This window comes from Porphyromonas pasteri (assembly GCF_014647755.1).
GTDB classification, from domain to species: domain Bacteria; phylum Bacteroidota; class Bacteroidia; order Bacteroidales; family Porphyromonadaceae; genus Porphyromonas; species Porphyromonas pasteri.
Map to the genome: position 1 here is coordinate 70,882 of NZ_BMPU01000005.1, position 18,033 is coordinate 88,914.

Here is an 18,033-nt window from a genome sequence, read left to right on the forward strand (position 1 = left end):
TTGGAGAGAGGCGAGGGCGGTGTGCTATGAGAGAGGTGGAGCGGGCTACCAGCTATTAGCTGAGGAGTAGCCGTGCTTGTCCCACTTGACATCGTGCAGGAGCGAGCTCTTCACGCCGATAGAGATGCTGTAGCTGCGGTAGGGACCGAAGGGGATCGCGTTGGCTGTGAGGCTCCAGCAGTGGAGATCACGGCTAATCCCGATGGTCATATTCGCAATGCGCTTGGCGATGAAGTCGTAGCTGGCGTTGACGTTGAAGGACCAATTCTTCGTAGGCTGGATGCTACCCGAGAACATCAAGCTGTGCATCAGCCCGTAGTTGTACTCATCGCGGCGGGGGTCGAAGGTCGTGCGCTGGAGGTTCACCCCATAGCTAAGCGAGAGGCTCCAGGGGATGCTGACCTTGAGGTAACCATCTTCGTCGTACTCGCCTTCGCTGTCGTTAGTGTCGAAGAGGCTCTTATTCTTCTGCCCCTTGGCAGCCATATCTGCCAGCGACGTATCACGCCCATCGGCAGGAGCACCAGCGAGGTTGGGATCTTCGCCCTCAGGCTTGTCCTTATCCTTGGGCTTCTTATCCTTCTTCCCCGAGAAGAACTCACGCAGCTTGCGGAAGGTATCGTTGCTCAGCGTGTAGCTGAAGGAGGTACCCGTACCACGAAGGCTACCGAAGCCCTTACCGTTGAAGATACGGAGCTTATTCACGCGGTACTCGCTGACACGCCCCGTCGCAGCGTCCGTAGTGTGCCCGTACATATAGGGGTCGAAGGCACCACTGAGAGAGAGCTGGAGTGAGGGCGAGAAGCGCAGCGTGATGCTGGCATTGATGTCGGCGAGCTGGAAGGAGTCAGCAGCGAGGTTGTAGCTCGAGCTCAGCGAGAGGTTGTCGATGAGGCTGATCTTCTTCGTGGTCTCGGTGCTGTCGGTCTTCGCACGCACCTTCATCTCGAGGTTGTTGTCGATACCGAAGTTAATCGCTGCGGTCTTCCCACGCCCAGGCATACCGAAGATATGACCATCGCCGAAGCGAGCATATTCCTCCGAGTGGGCGACACCCGCATTGTCGATGTACTGCAGGCGGTCGTAGTAGCCCCACATCTTGTCGCCGAAGTCAGGCGTATAGCTGATACCGACACGTGGCGTGATGCGGTGACGGATCATCTGCACCTTATCGCCGAAGATCTTCCACGGCTGGAAGAAGCCGTAGAGCGTGGTATTCAGGCTCGCCGACGTGGAGAAGTCGTACACGCGGTTGAAGCCATAGATACGGCGGAACTCCGTGCGGTCGGTCGTCGCATTATACTCCTTGACCGACTTATAGGTGTACCAGCGCTCGTTGTAGTTCGCACTCAGCGTGAGGTCGATGTAGTTGAAGAGCTTGTACGACGCCGAGATGGGTATGTTGTGGGAGAAGCCATTGTTCCAGTCCTTGATGATGTTGGCCTGGAAGAGGCGGTTCTCCTTCGTGGAGATGCTATTGCGGAACTGCCCCGAGTAGCTGATGCTGATCTTCTCGTACCAGCGCTCTGCCCCGACACGCTTCTTGCGCTTGAAGGGGTAGATACGATTCATGCTGATAGCGATATTTGGCAGGCTCATCGTGACCATCGAGTCGGCAGAGGTCTGCGTCGCTTCGATGGAGGCGGAGATGCGGAAGGGCGTACCAGGGAAGTTGCGGCTATAGTTGACCGAGGAGTTCTTCGTATTCTGCGCCGCGATGCTGGGGTTGTAGAGCGTGGCGAGCGAGTTGTGGTTGAAGGAGCTCGTCGAGTAGTTCACGCTCGCCGAGAAGGTCTCGTTGGGGTTGGCCTTAGAGTCCTGCGTATGCGTCCAGTTGATGCGGAAGTCACGGCTCTCGGAGAAGTCCCCGACGACGTCACGCTCCCCCGTCTTGGTCGTGAGGTAGCTGAGGTTGACACTCCCTCCGAAGCGGTAGCGCTTGCGGTAGTTCGAGCGGGCATTGACGCCCCATGAGCCGAGGCTATACCAGTCCCCCGTGAGGGCCAGGTCAACGTAGTCGTTGAAGGCGAAGTAATACCCCCCTTCGCGCAGGTAGAAGCCACGCTGCGTCTCTTCCCCGTACTTCGGCATAATGATCCCCGAGGAATAGCTCTTATTGAATGGGAAGAAGCCGAAGGGCAGACCGATAGGCATCGGCACGTCAGCGATGACGAGGTACGAAGGCCCGGCGACGACATTCTTCTGCGGGCGAGCCTTCCCCTTGGTCAGCATGAAGTAGAAGTGCGGATGCTCGTGGTTGTCACAGGTGCTATAGCGCCCGTTCTCCATGTAGAGGCAGTTGTTGCTGACCATCTTCGTGCGCTCGGCCGTGATATAGCCTTCGCCCTGCTGGGTGACAGCGCCCGTGATGAAGCCCTTACTCGTCTTGAAGTTGTAGTTCAGGCTCTTCGCCTCATAGCTCTCCCCGCCATCGCGGAACTTCGGGTAGGCCGTGGCCTTCCCCGTGCTATCGAGGATATAGTGTGCGTAGACGAGGTTGCTGTCAAGGTTGAGACGCATGAAGTTCGCATCCATCCCCTTGTCCTTGTAGTCCACGGTACTGGGCCCGAAGAGGTAGGTCAAGCTCTGCCCGATGAGGACCATCGAGTCCTGTGCCTTGTAGGCGATGATATCATCGAAGCTCTCGCGCTGGCGACGACGGCGCTCACGGCGCTCGGCTTCCTCGGCCGTCAGGCTGAGGGTATCAAGGCGAAGCGAGCTAAGACTGTCGAGGCTATCGGGACGTGTAGCGAGCGTGTCGGCCTTCTTCTGCAGGCTATCAAGACGCACACCACCAGCGCCCTTGAGGCTATCTGATAGGGAAGAGTCGGGGAGGAAGGAGCTGAGCTGCGTGAGCGTGCTCGTCGTGTCGGTAGACGAAGACGCACGCCCCCCTGCCAAGGTCTTCTGCTGTACCTTGGCCTCACGCTTGGGAGCCTTATGTCGCGTACCGCAGGCAGCGAGGATGACGAGGGCTACGACCCCCAACGCTACCTTCTGTCCGAATTCTGTCTGTCTACGCATCTATGAGATAACGCCCGAGTGACATAGGGCCAGTATCTCTGCTCGCCCATTTGCCACGCTCGGTACGCCTGCAAAGATAGCTAAGAATTAGATAAGGGGCCGCCGCACTCGTATCGTCTCTATCCACCCGCGCTCTCACCCCCCGAGAAAGGCCACTCAAGGAGCACCTTCGCGGGGAGTGTAGCACCTCACTCGCGAGGACGAGAGGTAGCAACCGATATTGGTCACTGAGCTGACCCATATAGGTCATCGTCACGACCTATATTGCTTCACGCAGCGACCTATATAGGTCAGCTCAGTGACCAATATAGGTTCGTAGCTCCCCTCCCAAGAGGCTCAAAGTGAAGAGCAAAAAAGAGCCCCTTCCTCCTGCCCGAAAAGGGACAGAGAGAAGGGGCACGAAGAGCGCACCGAGGCGCTCCGTAGGGGGCGAACTACCGGCCGAGGGCGAGAGCTATCTGCTGAGCAGCATTCTCCCCATCGATAGCCGCCGAGACGATACCGCCAGCGAAGCCAGCGCCTTCGCCCGCAGGATAGAGGCCTGCTACGACGGGGTGCGCATAGGTCATGCGGTCACGGGGGATACGCACGGGCGATGAGGTACGTGACTCCACGCCGATGAGCTGAGCTTCGCCCGTGAGAAAGCCCCGCGTCGTGCGGTCGAAGGCACGGAAGCCAGCCGACAGACGGCGTGTGATGAAGTCGGGCATCCACTCGTGCAGGTCGCTCGAGGTAAGCCCCATCGTATAGGACGACGAGGGTAGCGTGGACGAATGGCGGCGTGCGACGAAGTCCGTCATACGCTGAGCTGGTGCACGGAGCGATCGGTTAGCCGCCAGATAGCTCTTGCGCTCAAAGACTTCGCACCACTGCATCAAGGCAAGGGGCGAAGTGGGATCCTCAACCCGAATGCCCGTAGCAGGGATATCCTCGGGGTGAAGCTCTACGACAAGGCCAGAGTTCGCCCAGCGTGAGCCGCGGTTAGCAGGCGACATCCCGTTGACGACAGTCTCCTCTGGTCCCGTAGAGGCAGGAACGACGAAGCCCCCAGGACACATGCAGAAGCTATACACTCCCCTACCCTCGGCCTGTGCCTTGTAGACATATTCGGCAGCCGGGAGGTACTTCCCTCTCCCCTCGGGGCTGTGGTAGCGGATCTCATCGATGAGCGACTGCGGGTGCTCAAGACGCACCCCGACAGCGATAGGCTTGGCCTCGATAAGGATCTCCGCACGATGCAGGTAGCGATAGACGTCGCGTGCCGAGTGCCCCGTAGCCAGCAGCACAGGGCCGTGGAAGGTACGATCCCCCGAGCAGACGACACCACGCACCTCACCACGCTCGAGGATCAGCTCCTCCATACGGCACGCGAAGTGCACCTCACCACCCGAGGCGATGATCTGCTCGCGCATACGACGGATGATGATAGGGAGCTTGTCCGTACCGATATGTGGGTGGGCATCGATGAGGATCTTCGGGTCGGCACCGAAGCGACAGAAGACACGGAGGATCTTCTCCACGCTCCCACGCTTCTTGCTACGCGTATAGAGCTTGCCGTCCGAGAAGGCACCCGCACCGCCTTCGCCAAAGCTATAGTTCGACTCGGGATCGACGATGCCCGACTTCTCCAGCTGGACGAGGTCACGACGGCGCTGCATGACATCCTGCCCACGCTCTACGACGATGGGGCGCACGCCCAGCTCGATGAGCCTGAGCGCAGCGAAGAGCCCGCAAGGTCCAGCACCGACGACGACCGCTGAGGGTGCCGACGAGACATCGGGATAGACGAGGTCGGAGAAGTCATCCACGGCAGGCTGCTCGCCATCGAGATAGACTTCGACAGAGAGGTTGACGAGGATACGGCGCTGACGAGCATCGATATTGCGACGGCGCACCACGACCGAGGTGATGGACTCCAGAGGCAGGGCGAGCTCACGCGCCACGACCTCGCGCAGCGTAGCATCTGACGATGCCTGATAGGGACTCAGCGTAAGAGAGAGGGTGGTCACAGGAAGACGGGATAAAGAGAGGTACGGCAAAAAAGAAACCTCTAAGGGTGCGCCCCCATAGCACAGGTGGCGATGGGGACCTACCCTTAGAGGTGGTAGTGATGCGCCCTTGGATTAGGCAGCCTTCTGACGGCGCTTGTAGAGGTAGTAGCCGACACCACCGACGACGAGGACGCCGAGGATGATGAGGCCGATCGTCGTGCTATAGCGCTGGATGGTCTCGGCGAAGAGCTCGGGCGGTACGGTCTTACCGATGAAGTAGCCGAGGAGTGCCAGGACGACGTTCCATGCTCCCGCACCGATCGTGGTGTAGAGGAGGAAGCGACTGAGAGGCATACCTGCCAGCCCCGCAGGGATGGAGATAAGCTGACGGATCCCTGGGACAAGACGCCCGATGAGCGTGGAGCTGATGCCGTTCTTCACGAAGTAAGCTTCGGCCTTCTCGATCTTCTCCTGACTCAGCAGGCAGAGGCGACCGATACGAGAGTTGGCGAACTTATACACGATCGGGCGGCCGAGATAGCGCGCCAGATAGTAGTTGATCAGCGCACCTATATCCGAGCCGAGCGTGGCGAAGAGCACGACGAGGAAGATATTCATCTCGCCCGTAGCGGCCTTGTAGGCAGCAGGGGGTACGACGACCTCTGAAGGGAAGGGAATGAATGACGATTCGATCGCCATGAGCACCGTCACCCAGAAGTAGTTCAGGTGATGGAGGATATCTTGGATGAAGCCTAAGGACTCGATCATATCTGTGGGAGGGGACTACTTATTGACCTTCTTCCACGTATCCTTGAGCGATACCGTGCGGTTGAAGACGAGGTGATCAGGGCGACTATCGGGGTCTACGCAGAAGTAACCGACACGTTGGAACTGATAGTACTCGCCACACTTAGCCTGAGCGAGGAAGGGCTCGACACGTGCTTCGCGCACGATGGTGAGGGACTCGGGATTGAGGAGCTCGGCGAGTTCCTTATCCTTAGCAGCCTCAGAGGGGTTCTCATCGAGGAAGAGACGGTCGTAGAGACGCACTTCGGCAGGGACGCTATCCGTGGCAGATACCCAGTGGATCGTACCCTTGACCTTGCGGTTGCTCTCGGGGCGACCGCTGAGCGTCTCGGGGTCGTACTCAGCGTAGACCTCGATGACCTTGCCGTTCTCATCCTTCTTACAGCCCGTGCAGCGCACGATATAGGCGCTCTTGAGACGCACCTCCTGACCAGGGGTCATGCGGAAGTACTTCTTCGGAGCATCCTCCATGAAGTCCTCGCGCTCGATGAAGAGCTCACGCGAGAAGCGGATCGTATGGCTGTCGGAGTTGGGATCTTCGGGGTTGTTGAGGAAGCTCATATCCTCCGTCTGCCCCTCGGGGTAGTTCGTGATAATGAGGCGCACGGGGTCGAGGACGGCCGAGCCACGCAGAGCATGGCGGTTCAGATCCTCACGGACAGCGTGCTCGAGAAGAGCCATATCGATGATACCATCGTACTTCGTGTAGCCGATCTTATCGATGAAGCTACGGATGGACTCGGGCGTATAGCCACGACGACGTAGCCCACAGATCGTAGGCATACGAGGGTCATCCCAGCCTGCTACGTGGCCCTCCTGCACGAGCTGGAGGAGCTTACGCTTGCTCATCATCGTGTAGGTGAGGTTCAGACGGTTGAACTCAATCTGTCGTGGACGGTAGCCCTCGGGGTGATTGGGCTCGACCTTCTTCAGAAGGTCTACGAAGTAATCGTATAGCGGACGGTGCACCTCGAACTCCAGCGTACAGATCGAGTGCGTCACCCCTTCGAAGAAGTCGCTCTGCCCATGGGCAAAGTCATACATAGGGTAGACGCCCCACTTCGTACCCGTACGGTGGTGAGACACCTTGATGATGCGGTAGATGATGGGGTCGCGGAAGTGCATGTTCGACGAAGCCATATCGATCTTCGCACGCAGGATCATCGCGCCTTCGGGGAACTCCCCAGCGTTCATGCGGCGGAAGAGATCGAGGCTCTCCTCGATGGGACGATCGCGATAGGGGCTGGCGACACCAGGGGTGGTAGGTGTACCCTTCTGCGCTGCGATCTCTTCGGCAGTCTGCTCATCGACATAGGCGTGGCCTGCGCGGATCAGCTCTTCGGCGAACTGGTACAGACGCTCGAAGTAGTCCGAAGCATAGTAGATATTGCCCCAGTGGAAGCCGAGCCAATCGATATCCTCACGGATAGCATCGACGTACTCGACGTCTTCCTTCGTGGGATTCGTATCGTCGAAGCGGAGGTTACACACCCCGCCGTACTTCTGTGCGATGCCGAAGTCCATGCAGATGGCCTTGGCGTGCCCGATGTGGAGATAGCCGTTGGGCTCTGGTGGGAAGCGCGTCTGGATGCGTCCATCATTCTTCCCGGCACGAAGGTCGCCCTCGACGATCTGCTCGACGAAGTTCAGGCTCTTCTTCTCTTCCCCACTCTCTGCTGGGGCTACGCTGTTAGGCATATCTGACATAATGCTGTGTATACTTATAAGAGTATCCGTATCTATTATCCTTTATTATAGGGCACAAAGATACCTAAATATCACGGGAGCGCTATTTAGCGCTGACGGCGTGCGCTGAGGAGGCTGTTGGTGACGACGCTGAGGCTACTGAGCATCATCAGCCCACCGGCGAGCATCGGATTGAGCAGGTAGCCCGTGAAGGGATAGAGCACACCAGCCGCCACGGGGATGGCGATGAGGTTGTAGATGCACGCCCAGAAGAGGTTCTGATGAATGGTCCTGAGGGTCGTGCGTGCCAGATGGAAGAAGCGCTCCAAGGCCTGGAGGTCGGAGCTACGAAGCGTCACCATCGCAGTCTCCATCGCCAGATCACTCCCACTGCCCATCGCTATCGAGAGGTCGGCACGAGCCAAGGCCGCAGCATCATTGATGCCGTCGCCGACCATCGCCACACGACGCCCTTCCTTCTGCAGACCTTCGACGAAGGCCGCTTTCTCCTCGGGGCGCACGCTATCTACGACACGGCTTACCCCGACAGCTTCGCCGACAGCACGGGCAGCACTCGGCCCGTCACCCGTGAGCATGATGACCTCCAGCCCACGAGCGCGCAGTGATGCGATAGCTTCGGCCGAGGTGGCACGTATCGTATCGGCGATAAGAATGACGGCCAGCACCTCCCCACTACGGGCAAAGAGGCTACACGTAGCACCCGAGCGCTCACCGTCCTCCAAGGCCTTCAAGGCTTCGGCACTGAGTGCCCCCGAGACCTCTTCCACGAAGGCACGCTGACCGACACGATAGGTCACCCCATCGACGACACCTTCCAGCCCACGCCCCGCCTCTTCGCGGAAGCTCGTGGGCTCGGCTACTCCCTGCGTAGATACACCAAGGGAGCGAACGATCGCCCCAGCCAAGGGGTGTGATGAGCGCTCTTCGAGGGCGGCCAAGATGGTGGCGTAGGAGGCATTCTCTTCGGCGAAGCACCAGCGAATGGCCTTCACTTCGGGACGCCCCTCTGTGATCGTCCCCGTCTTATCCAAGACCAAGGTATCGACATGGCCTGCAGCCTCCAGCGCCTCGGCATTGCGCACCAAGAGCCCTTCTTCGGCGCCACGGCCGATACCCACCATGATAGCGGTAGGGGTAGCCAGCCCCAGAGCACAGGGACAAGCGATGATAAGCACCGTGACGGCGGCGACAAAGCCGTGCTCCCAGCCGTCTACAGGACTAAGGAAGCCCCATACGACGAAGGTCAAGACGGCGATGAGGACGATCACAGGCACGAAGACTCGAGCCATTCGATCCACGACCTGCTGAATCGGTGCGCGTGACGACTGTGCCTCCTCCACAAGACGGATGATGCGGGAGAGTACCGTCGCACGACCTACCTCACGGGCACGGTAGACGAGCGTCCCCGAGCCATTGAGCGTACCGGCATAGACTTCGGAGCCAGCGACCTTCGCCACGGGAATGGGTTCACCACTGATGAGCTGCTCGTCAGCATAGGATTCACCCGAGATGACCTCGCCATCGACGGCGAAGAGTTCGTGCGGCAGGGCGCGTAGCTCCATACCGGGCTCTACCTCACTGACAGGCAGCGTGATGACTTCGCCCGAGGGGAGGAGCTGCTGCACGGTCTTCGGCTGACCGCCCATGAGGCGACGCAGAGCCGACGACGTGCGACGCTGTGCTCGTGCCTCGAGCACCTTGCCCAGGAGCACGAAGGCGATCGTCGTTGAGGCGGCTTCGAAATAAAGGTGGTGCAGGTGGTGCGCTTCTGGCGCGATGAAGAGGTATTCGCCCAGATGATAGAGGCTGTAGAGGAAGGCTACCGAGGTCGAGAGCATCACCAGCAGATCCATGCCCGCCGCCCCAGCACGTAGCTGACGCCAGCCACGCACGAAGAAGCCCGAGCCTGCCCAGATGAGGGTCACGGCAGTGAGGACAGCGGAGATGAGCGACTTCGGGAGCGTCATCGGTGGCCACATCATCAGCACCATCACGATGAGCGAGAGGACGACTGCCACCAGCGTTTTGCGCTGTAGGGCTCGCTCTTCCCGCTGACGAAGTGCCTCCAGCTCGCCCACCTCGGGCTCATCGATACGCAGATCATAGCCCATGGCAGCCACAGCTGCACGGAGCATCTCGGGGGTACACTGCGTCTCATCATAGACGACGAAGGCCGTGGCGGAGGCGAGGTTGACGGTGGCAGACTGCACGCCAGGCGTACTCTCCAGGGCCTTCGTCGAATGAGCGGCGCAGGCTGCGCAGTTAAGTCCCAGGAGGGGGAAAGATCTCTTGACCATATGGAATGAATATAACTATTAGTACGGGCAAGGGGTACGCCTGCCGTCTGCAGATGTACCCCTCACCGATGATCGATGCGGTATGGATAAAACAACTCGTACCGCCTATTCGTTCGGTCAAGCCGAAGCTGGCAGCCTTGTTTTGCTATGCTTTGGGCGCGTCGATGCGGAGCGTGTAGCCAGCGGCCTCTACCGCAGCACGCAGGGCCTCGGGCGTGCAGTGCTCAGCATCATAGGTGACACTTGCCTCGCCAGCCTCCAGCAAGACAGTGACGGAGCTAACGCCCGCCACAGTCTGGAGGGCTTCGGTAGCACGCGCTACGCAGTGCCCGCAGCTCAGCCCCTCGATAGGATAGACGGCAGTCGTCAGAGCGGCAGTCGGAGTGGGCTTCGCTTCGCCTACACGGGCTACGACCTGCTGGAGGTAAGTGGCTTGTGCAGGGTGCTCGGCGACGGTACGCCCGCCAGGGGCTTCATTGACGTACTTCCCTGGGATGGGCACCTTGGTCTTCGCCCCCATGCGATACCATTCATACTCCACATCCACGTGACCGAGGTCAATGGCCTGCAGACCTGCTTCAGAGAGGTCATAGGCGAGGACGGTCGCTGTCTGCCCAAGCGCGATGAGGACGAGGCGTCCCTCTCCATGCTCCTTCGCCAGACGAAGGATCTCGGGATAGCTACCCCAAGCATCCGTCGCAGGACAGAGGACACGCTTCACGCTACGTGCGCCATCGAAGAGGTCATTGCCGACACCGAGGCGCGACTTCTCACCCTCGACGAAGAGCAGGTCACGATCCTTCCAGATCGCCTTCATACGCTCGATGTACGCAGGATAGTCGCGGATATCGTAGCGCCCCATGTAGAAGCGGGTGAAGTTCGTATCATAGAAGTCGTGTTCGTGAGCGAGCTTCTCCAGTGCAGGAAGGCGCATCAGAGCCTCACGCTCGAAGAAGATGCGGTTGTACCCGCGGTGGGGGGAGGAGTCCTTGAAGGCGTAGGGCACGCAGTTCAGATGGCGCTCCGACGAGGGCACCTGCCACACCTCATAGAGGCGCTTACCGAGGGAGGCATCGTAGTGCTGGAAGGTATCCACCTCTTCGGCCGACGAAGGGCGCTCGAGTTCGTCGAGGTAGCGCTGCATGATCTGCAGCTCCCCATCGCCAAAGCGGCTCACCGAAGCACCCGTACGGAGGATCTCATCGAGGGTCTCCCACGAATCATGCACACGCAGGGCACGACGGCGATCGGCCGTAGCTCGATACTGCTGGCTATACTTACGCCCCTTCAGAAGCATCCAAAGCTGGACGCGCAGGGAGTCTTTGATCTGCTGCCAAGTCATATATTTCTTGTGGAAAGCTTATTGGTCTATAGGACAAAGATAGCGATATCTAAGGGGAAGCCCACGGAGGCGTGAGGACAGCTCCCTACGATTTACAAGAACGGACCTATATTGGTCGGCGGGTAAACCTATATAGGTCACGATGCGAAGCTATATTGGTCAAGACGACGGCCTATATAGCTTTGGACTGATTCCTATATAGCTTTGTAAAGTGACCTTATATTAGGTCGTTGCTCCGCGTAGGGGGAAAAGTTGTGGACGAGTGGAAGATAAGTTTGGACTACATACGTGGATCTAATATCTATGTACGTGGATCTTTGGATTTGCGTGCCTGGTCTTTAAGACTACGTACATAGACAGAGGAAAACCACTACGTGAAGGCGCTTTTTCTTCACGAGAATGATGCTTTTCCCTTCGCTGGATAAGAAGAATACTCGCAATAAGGCGAAGGGCTTGTGTGTCTCTTCGGAGAGGTATATCGGGGAGCTGGGCGTGCGATGCCTTAGCACTTTAATAGAGGGCAGGACTCGCGGCAACAGTCTCCTATAGGTTCACCCGCCGACCAATATAGGCTCATATCACCCTCTCATAAGAGGGCAAATCTTCCCCTTCAAGGATGGGCTATAAACGCATTCGGCTCCTCCACCTCTGATTGGGTGAAGGAGCCGAATGACTCGTATGGGGAGGAGGGACGTAGCCCTAAGGACTATTCCTCTTCGTTGGTGCGGGGCACGGAGGGCGTAGCGGGCTTCGTTGCGGACTCCTGGGCTTCACGCTGACGGGCAACAGCCTCTTCGTAGCTCATAGGACGAGCAGGACGCTCGGCAGGCTGGACTGCGGGGCGCTCGGGCTGAGCCACAGGGCGCTGCTCCTGCACGACGGGAGCAGAAGTAGTCGCTGGTGCAGGCGTGGGCTTTGGAGCTGAAGCAGGGGTAGCTGCAGGGGCTTCGGCAGGACGAGCTACGGGCGTCGCCTCCTGCTGAGGGCGCTGCTGGCGCTCCTGCTGACGGGGACGGCGGTCCTCACGCTGCTGACCTTCGGCGGGCTGCTGCTGGCTACGCTCGGGGCGATCATTGCGTTCTGTACGCTCTGCACGGGGCTGTCGCTCAGCGGGTGCTTCGGCAGGCGTCGTAGCTGCAGGCGCTACCTCAGAGGCAGACTGCTGAGTAGCTTCGCTATTGCGCTCGGGACGCTCCTGACGCTCGGGACGCTGACGGCGGTTGTTGCCGTTGTTATTGCCTCCGTTGCCGTTATTGTTATGGCCACCATTACCATTGTTGTTACCGCCGTTGTTGCCATTGCCACGACCTTCGCGAGCAGGGCGCTCGGACTGGTCGTTGTTACGCTCTTGGCGATTCTGCTCACGGCGTTCGCCGCGTTCCTGGCGGTCATTACGTTCTTGACGCTCACCACGCTCTTGACGCTGCTCACCGCGGTCATTGCGTTCGCCACGCTCCTGACGGGGCTGACGACCACCACCCTGCTGACCTTGGTTGGGCTGCTTCTCCTGAGGCTGAGCAGGAGCTGCGGGCTGGGAAGAAGCTTCCTTGCCCTCCTTATTGTCGCGGTTCTTCTTGCGCTTGCTGCGAGACTTCTCACGCTGGAGGGTCTCATCATCGGGGCGCTGACGAAGTGAGCCACTGCGCTCACGACGGATGGACTGGAGGCTCAGGTTGAGGGCCTTCACCGAGATCTGGATCTCCCAGATGCAGATGCAGAGCGAGAGCGCCAGAAGGACCATACCGACGCCGAAGACGACGCCACCAGCGACGTTCCACTCCAGGTAGTAGAGGAACATAGCCACGAGCGAGACCAGCAGGCTCGACGCACCGAGCACCTGCATCCAGCGGATGAGGTCGAGACGGCGGTAGAGGTTCTCGATCTGCTTGAGGGAGGTAGGCTCACCTTCGGGGTTATTCTCGTAGCGCTCCTTGAGGCTGCGCACCGTGGAGGCATAGGAGAGGAAGCGATTGGTATAAGCCAGGAGGATGAGAGAGATCGCCGAGAAAAGGAGCGGCGGTGTAGAGAGATTGAACTCAGTAGTCATAGGATATGATGTGAGTGATGGGGATGTAAAAGGGAGGGATTGGGGGGGATTAGAAACGCGGAGGAAGGAGGGCCGCAAGACGACGATGGAGGATCGAAGCTAAGAGATGCTTAGCCACGGTGAAGTCCACCTCGTGACCCACTTCGCCAGCGATAGAGGCGACCTTGCCTTCCTTGAAGCCACAGGGATTGATGAGCTGGAAGGGAGCGAGGTCGGTGTTGACATTGAGGGCGAAGCCGTGCATCGTGACGTAGCGGCTGCTCTTCACACCGATAGCACAGATCTTACGCTCGCGCTGGGGATCGCCGACATCGAGCCACACGCCCGTAGCGCCGCCCTTCAGCCCCGACTCGATCTTGAAGAAGGCGAGAAGCTCGATGACCGACTGCTCCAGCAGCTCGATATAAGCCTTCAGCCCGAGACCGAAGCGCTCCAGATCGAGGATGGGATAGCCGGTGATCTGCCCAGGGCCGTGGTAGGTGACATCCCCCCCGCGCTCGACGGAGAAGAAGTCGTAGCCATTCTCACGGAGGAAGTCCTCGCTCATCAGCATATTCGTCGCATCGGCATGGAGGCCCATGGTGAAGACGGGATTGTGCTCACAGAAGAGGAGGAAGGACTCCGTGGGGCGGTGCTCGTGCTTAGCCTTCAGCTGGGCTTCGAAGAGCTCCTTCTGCAGTGCCCACGCATCGGCATAGGCGATACGGCCCATATCGCGATAGCTATAGGGCTCTACATACGCTGGGAGAGGAAGGATACGGGGTCCCGCTTCGTCGACCACGATATACTCTTGGTCGTAAGCTGGCTGCAGATCTTCGGGGAGCATAGCCTCCAGCTGGACATGCGAAGGGGCATGGTGCGAGAGGTGCGTGAGAAGGGTCAGCTTGGGACGCACGGCAAGCTCTGGTAGCAGACGCTCGACATCCTCCACCGACTGGTGGCTGGGGTGCGGACGCTGATAGCGCAGGGCATTGATGATGAGGAGCTGTGAGCCGCTGACCTTAGCCCATTCGCTGGGCTCGATGGTCTTCATATCGGTGATGTAGCTCACCTCGCCGATACGATAGCCTACGATAGGTAGCGAGCCATGCGCCAGAGAGATGGGCGTGACACGCTCACCGAAGAGCTTGAAGGAGGCATCACTTCCCTCCTCTATCGGGCAGAGGGTGAAACGAGGCGTCCCTGGGTAGGGATGGTCACTGAAGACGTAGTGCATACGAGCACGCACCGAGTCGAGGACGCGCTGCTGCCCGTAGATGGGGATATCCTGACGCCACGCGATGGTACGCACATCGTCCAGACCGAACGTGTGGTCGTAGTGCTCGTGAGTCAAGAGGATAGCATCGACACGATCGATACCGAGACGTGTGGCTTGGTAGTGGAAGTCAGGGCCACAATCAATGAGGATACGCTTCCCACCCTCGGTGATGATGAGGGCAGAGGTGCGCAGACGACGGTCACGAGCATCCGAGCTATGGCACACAGGGCAGCCACAGCCTACCTCGGGGATACCAGTGCTGGTGCCCGTACCGAGAAGAATTACCTTCATGTAAGTAGGAGGGAGAGCTACCACGGCAAAGAGATACCGTCTCTATCGAGTGAGAGAGGGTGCGTGGTAGAGCGAGTAGTTAGGTGAATAAGCAGCGAGGTGAAGGGTGGCTATCTAAGAGATGTACCTCACCTCAGGGGTGATCTGTAGACCAAAGCGCTCTGCGACCTGCTCCTGCACATACTCAGCCAAGCGAGCGATATCCTGCCCCGTAGCTTCGCCATCAGCATTGACGAGGACGAGTGCCTGACGCTCATAGACGGCGGCATGTCCGAGACGATAGCCCTTGAGACCACAGCGGTCGATGAGCCAGCCTGCGGGGACCTTCACCTGTCCGCCGGGGAGATCGTAGTGCGGTGCTTCGGGATAAGCCTCACGAAGACGCTCAAAAGCCTCAGCCGAGATGATGGGGTTCATAAAGAAGCTACCAGCGTTGCCCAAGACCTTCGGATCGGGGAGCTTCTCTTGGCGGATGCGGATGACCTCATCACGTACATCGCGGGCAGTAGGCGTCGCCGTGCGAGCCTCCACGCGCTGACGGAGGTCAGCATAGTCGAGCTTCAGATGGGGGTGCTTGGAGAGGCGTAGGAGGACGTGCGTGACGATGTAGTCAGCCGCCTCGGGCTCCTTAAAGAAGCTATGGCGATAGCTGTAGTTGCACTCCTCGACAGCGAAGTGACGCACCTCGCCCGTACGACGATGCACCGTGTGCACCTCGCGGATGACCTCGCAGATCTCAGCGCCATAGGCTCCGATATTCTGCACAGCGGCAGCACCGACTTCGCCTGGGATAAGGGAGAGGTTCTCGACGCCGTAGAGCTCAGCTTCGGCCATCTGGGCTACGAAGTCATCCCACTTGACGCCTGAGCCGACGAGGAGGTCGACCGTATCGGCCGTCTCAGCGAGACGCTCAATGCTTTGGATCACCGAGTGTAGTACGATCCCATGAAAATTGGTGAGGAAGAGCAGGTTGCTTCCCTCACCAATAGTGATACAGCGACACTCTTGGAAGTACTCGTCACGGCTCAATAGCTGGAGATCCTCGATGCTGGCGAAGGGGATGAACCAGTCAGCCTGGGCATCGATACCGAAGGTATTGTGCTCACGTAGCGAGTAGCTCTGTAGTATCTCCATATAGATATAGGTAGCCCCGCCCCAGGGATTGGGGCGGGGGCTATAAAGTCTGATTAGTTATCGTTTTCCAGGAGCCATGCATCCTTGAAGTCAGGAGCAAAGCGAGCCTTGATAGCGTCACGGCTTGCAGCAGCTTCTTCGCGCGTATCGAAGCTGGCTACGATGACACGCAGCATACCTACGTCGTTGGTAGCGAGGACGGCACTGTAGCCAGCCTGGACCATACGATCCTTGAGGTTGCGAGCATTCGTAGGATTCTGGAAGCTACCTACGACTACGCTATAGCGCTTCAGACGGGTAGCATCTTCGCCCTGGTAAGTAGTGACACGCTCCTTGCGTACGGTCACGGGGACAGCAGGAGTAGCTGCAGGGGCTTCATACTGTACGGCTGGCGTGGTGCTCTGAGTAGCGACCTCACGCTGCTTAGCCTGCTCGTAGGCCTTACGATAAGCGCTCTTCTTCGCACCGCAGGAGCTCAGCGAAGCAACTGCCACAAGTGCCAGAGAGGCCAAGATGATCTTCTTCATAATTCTCATTCTATGATTATGGACGTGATACAATGTATTGTAGACCAATGGCTACAAAGATAACAAATTGTCAGGACTGGGTAGCGGGGCGACGCAGCACATAGTGGCGCACCAGCCCCCATACGTAGAGGTAGTCTTCACGGGCAAAGAGGTAGACCAAGAGGAGATAGGTCAGCCCTAATACTGTACTCCCAATAGATAAACGCCAAAAGTCGGCAAGTGATGATAATGCATAGGTATCTAATCCCCAAAGAAGGCCTCCGGCAGCCGCACTCATCAGCGCGAAGGGGAAGAGCTCGCCCAGCTGCTGACCGAGGGGATAGTCAATGAATCGCCCCGAGTAATGGCTATTGATGAAGAGGAAGATCACCTGTGTAATCGCCGTACTCCATAGTAGCCCGAAGATACCGAACTGCAAGCCGATGAAGGCTGCAGCGACCCCGATGATACGCCGGATAATCTCCAGACGGAGGTGCAGATCACTGCGGCCCTTGGCCTCAAGGAGATTGATATTATAGGAGTTGATGGGGAAGAGGATCCCGCAGATACAGAGGATCTGGAAGTAAGGTGCAGCCGCCATCCACTTATCCCCGTAGAGGAAGTGATAGAGGGGATTAGCCAGCACGACCAGCGCCATCATCAGCGGGCAAGAGAGCTGGAATAGGAGGCGCATCACACGACGATAGCCCGCACGAAGGCGCTCCTTATCATTCTGGAAGCGCACGAAGACGGGGAAAGTCACCTTGTTGATGGGGTCAGCGATGACCGAGACAGGGACGATATATAGGGCGTTAGCATTGCCATAGAGCCCGAGGGTCGACAGCGAGAAGTAGCGCCCGATGAGGATCGTCATCAGGTTGTTGTACAGCGTGGTGATCATCCCAGCGCCGACCATACGCGAGCCGTAACCAAAGTGAAGCTTGAGCTTCTCCATGCTGAAGATCAGCTTAGGCCGCCAAGGGGACGAGCACCAGTAGCCGATGAGGCGCACGATCGAGTTGGCAAGTCCCATACCTACCAGTGCCCAGTAGCCATAGCCGAAGTAAGCCATCACGATACCCGTCAGCCCAGACAGCACGCCCGTAGCGAGCTGAATAAGCATGTCCTTGCGGAACTCCATCTGCCTCCAGACCAAGATCGCCTGGATACTGCACAGCGAGTTGATGACCACGCTCAGCGAGATCACACGCAGGACGGAGACCAGTATAGGATTGCGGAAGTAGTCCGCGATCCATGGTGCTGCGATGAAGAGGATGAGGTAGAGCAGGCCACTCATCCCGATGTTGTAGTAGAAGATCGTCGAGAGGTCAGCATCATCGACACGCTCCGAGCGCGTCAGTGAGCTCCCGAAGCCGATGTCAGCGAGCTGGGAGGAGATAGCGAGGAAGATCCCCAGTACGGCGAGCGTACCGAAGTCCTCCGGCACGAGAAGGCGAGCCAGAGCGAGGTTCACCACGAAGGTGGTCACACGCCCGACGATCTGCTGGATTGTTGACCAGCCGAAGCCTGAGACAGACTTCGCCTTGAGCTCTGCGACATCGTCCGTGAGTTGGCCTATAGCCTCCGGATCGGGAGTAGGTATATTCTCTTCCATCTATATGATAGGAT

The 18,033-nt window shown here is 58.6% G+C and carries 10 protein-coding genes and 2 pseudogenes; all 12 read right to left on the reverse strand.

Annotated features, from left to right (window positions below):
* Positions 1-45: 45 nt before the first annotated feature.
* Positions 46-3,024, reverse strand: coding sequence for a putative LPS assembly protein LptD (locus tag IEX77_RS07480; protein ID WP_188808369.1), 2,979 nt, complete (start codon positions 3,022-3,024; stop codon positions 46-48).
* Positions 3,025-3,458: 434 nt separating this feature from the next.
* A complete protein-coding gene (locus tag IEX77_RS07485) occupies positions 3,459-5,033 on the reverse strand; it encodes an NAD(P)/FAD-dependent oxidoreductase (RefSeq protein WP_188808370.1) in 1,575 nt (524 codons plus the stop codon).
* 114 nt (positions 5,034-5,147) lie between these two features.
* On the reverse strand, positions 5,148-5,780 hold the full coding sequence (locus tag IEX77_RS07490) for a DedA family protein (RefSeq protein WP_188808460.1): 633 nt from the start codon (positions 5,778-5,780) through the stop codon (positions 5,148-5,150).
* 18 nt (positions 5,781-5,798) lie between these two features.
* Positions 5,799-7,529: a glutamine--tRNA ligase/YqeY domain fusion protein gene (locus tag IEX77_RS07495; protein ID WP_188808371.1), complete on the reverse strand. Its 1,731-nt coding sequence runs from the start codon at positions 7,527-7,529 to the stop codon at positions 5,799-5,801.
* Between the two features lie 86 nt (positions 7,530-7,615).
* Positions 7,616-9,826: a heavy metal translocating P-type ATPase gene (locus IEX77_RS07500; RefSeq protein WP_188808372.1), complete on the reverse strand. Its 2,211-nt coding sequence runs from the start codon at positions 9,824-9,826 to the stop codon at positions 7,616-7,618.
* Between the two features lie 145 nt (positions 9,827-9,971).
* Positions 9,972-11,168, reverse strand: coding sequence for a GT-D fold domain-containing glycosyltransferase (locus IEX77_RS07505; RefSeq protein WP_188808373.1), 1,197 nt, complete (start codon positions 11,166-11,168; stop codon positions 9,972-9,974).
* A gap of 1,654 nt (positions 11,169-12,822) precedes the next feature.
* Positions 12,823-13,215 (reverse strand): annotated as a pseudogene (locus IEX77_RS08480) (DUF2721 domain-containing protein); the annotation flags it as partial.
* 49 nt (positions 13,216-13,264) lie between these two features.
* Positions 13,265-13,927 carry a lipoyl(octanoyl) transferase LipB gene (gene lipB, locus IEX77_RS08510; RefSeq protein ID WP_373287908.1) on the reverse strand — a complete coding sequence of 221 codons (663 nt, stop codon included), beginning with the start codon at positions 13,925-13,927 and terminating at the stop codon, positions 13,265-13,267.
* A 165-nt stretch (positions 13,928-14,092) separates the two neighbouring features.
* A pseudogene (locus IEX77_RS08515) lies at positions 14,093-14,764 on the reverse strand (MBL fold metallo-hydrolase); the annotation flags it as partial.
* 114 nt (positions 14,765-14,878) lie between these two features.
* Complete coding sequence (murB, locus tag IEX77_RS07520) at positions 14,879-15,898, reverse strand: UDP-N-acetylmuramate dehydrogenase (protein WP_188808376.1); 1,020 nt, start codon at positions 15,896-15,898, stop codon at positions 14,879-14,881.
* A gap of 53 nt (positions 15,899-15,951) precedes the next feature.
* Complete coding sequence (locus tag IEX77_RS07525) at positions 15,952-16,425, reverse strand: SPOR domain-containing protein (protein WP_060934774.1); 474 nt, start codon at positions 16,423-16,425, stop codon at positions 15,952-15,954.
* Between the two features lie 70 nt (positions 16,426-16,495).
* On the reverse strand, positions 16,496-18,019 hold the full coding sequence (locus IEX77_RS07530; RefSeq protein ID WP_188808377.1) for a lipopolysaccharide biosynthesis protein: 1,524 nt from the start codon (positions 18,017-18,019) through the stop codon (positions 16,496-16,498).
* Between the last annotated feature and the right edge of the window lie 14 nt (positions 18,020-18,033).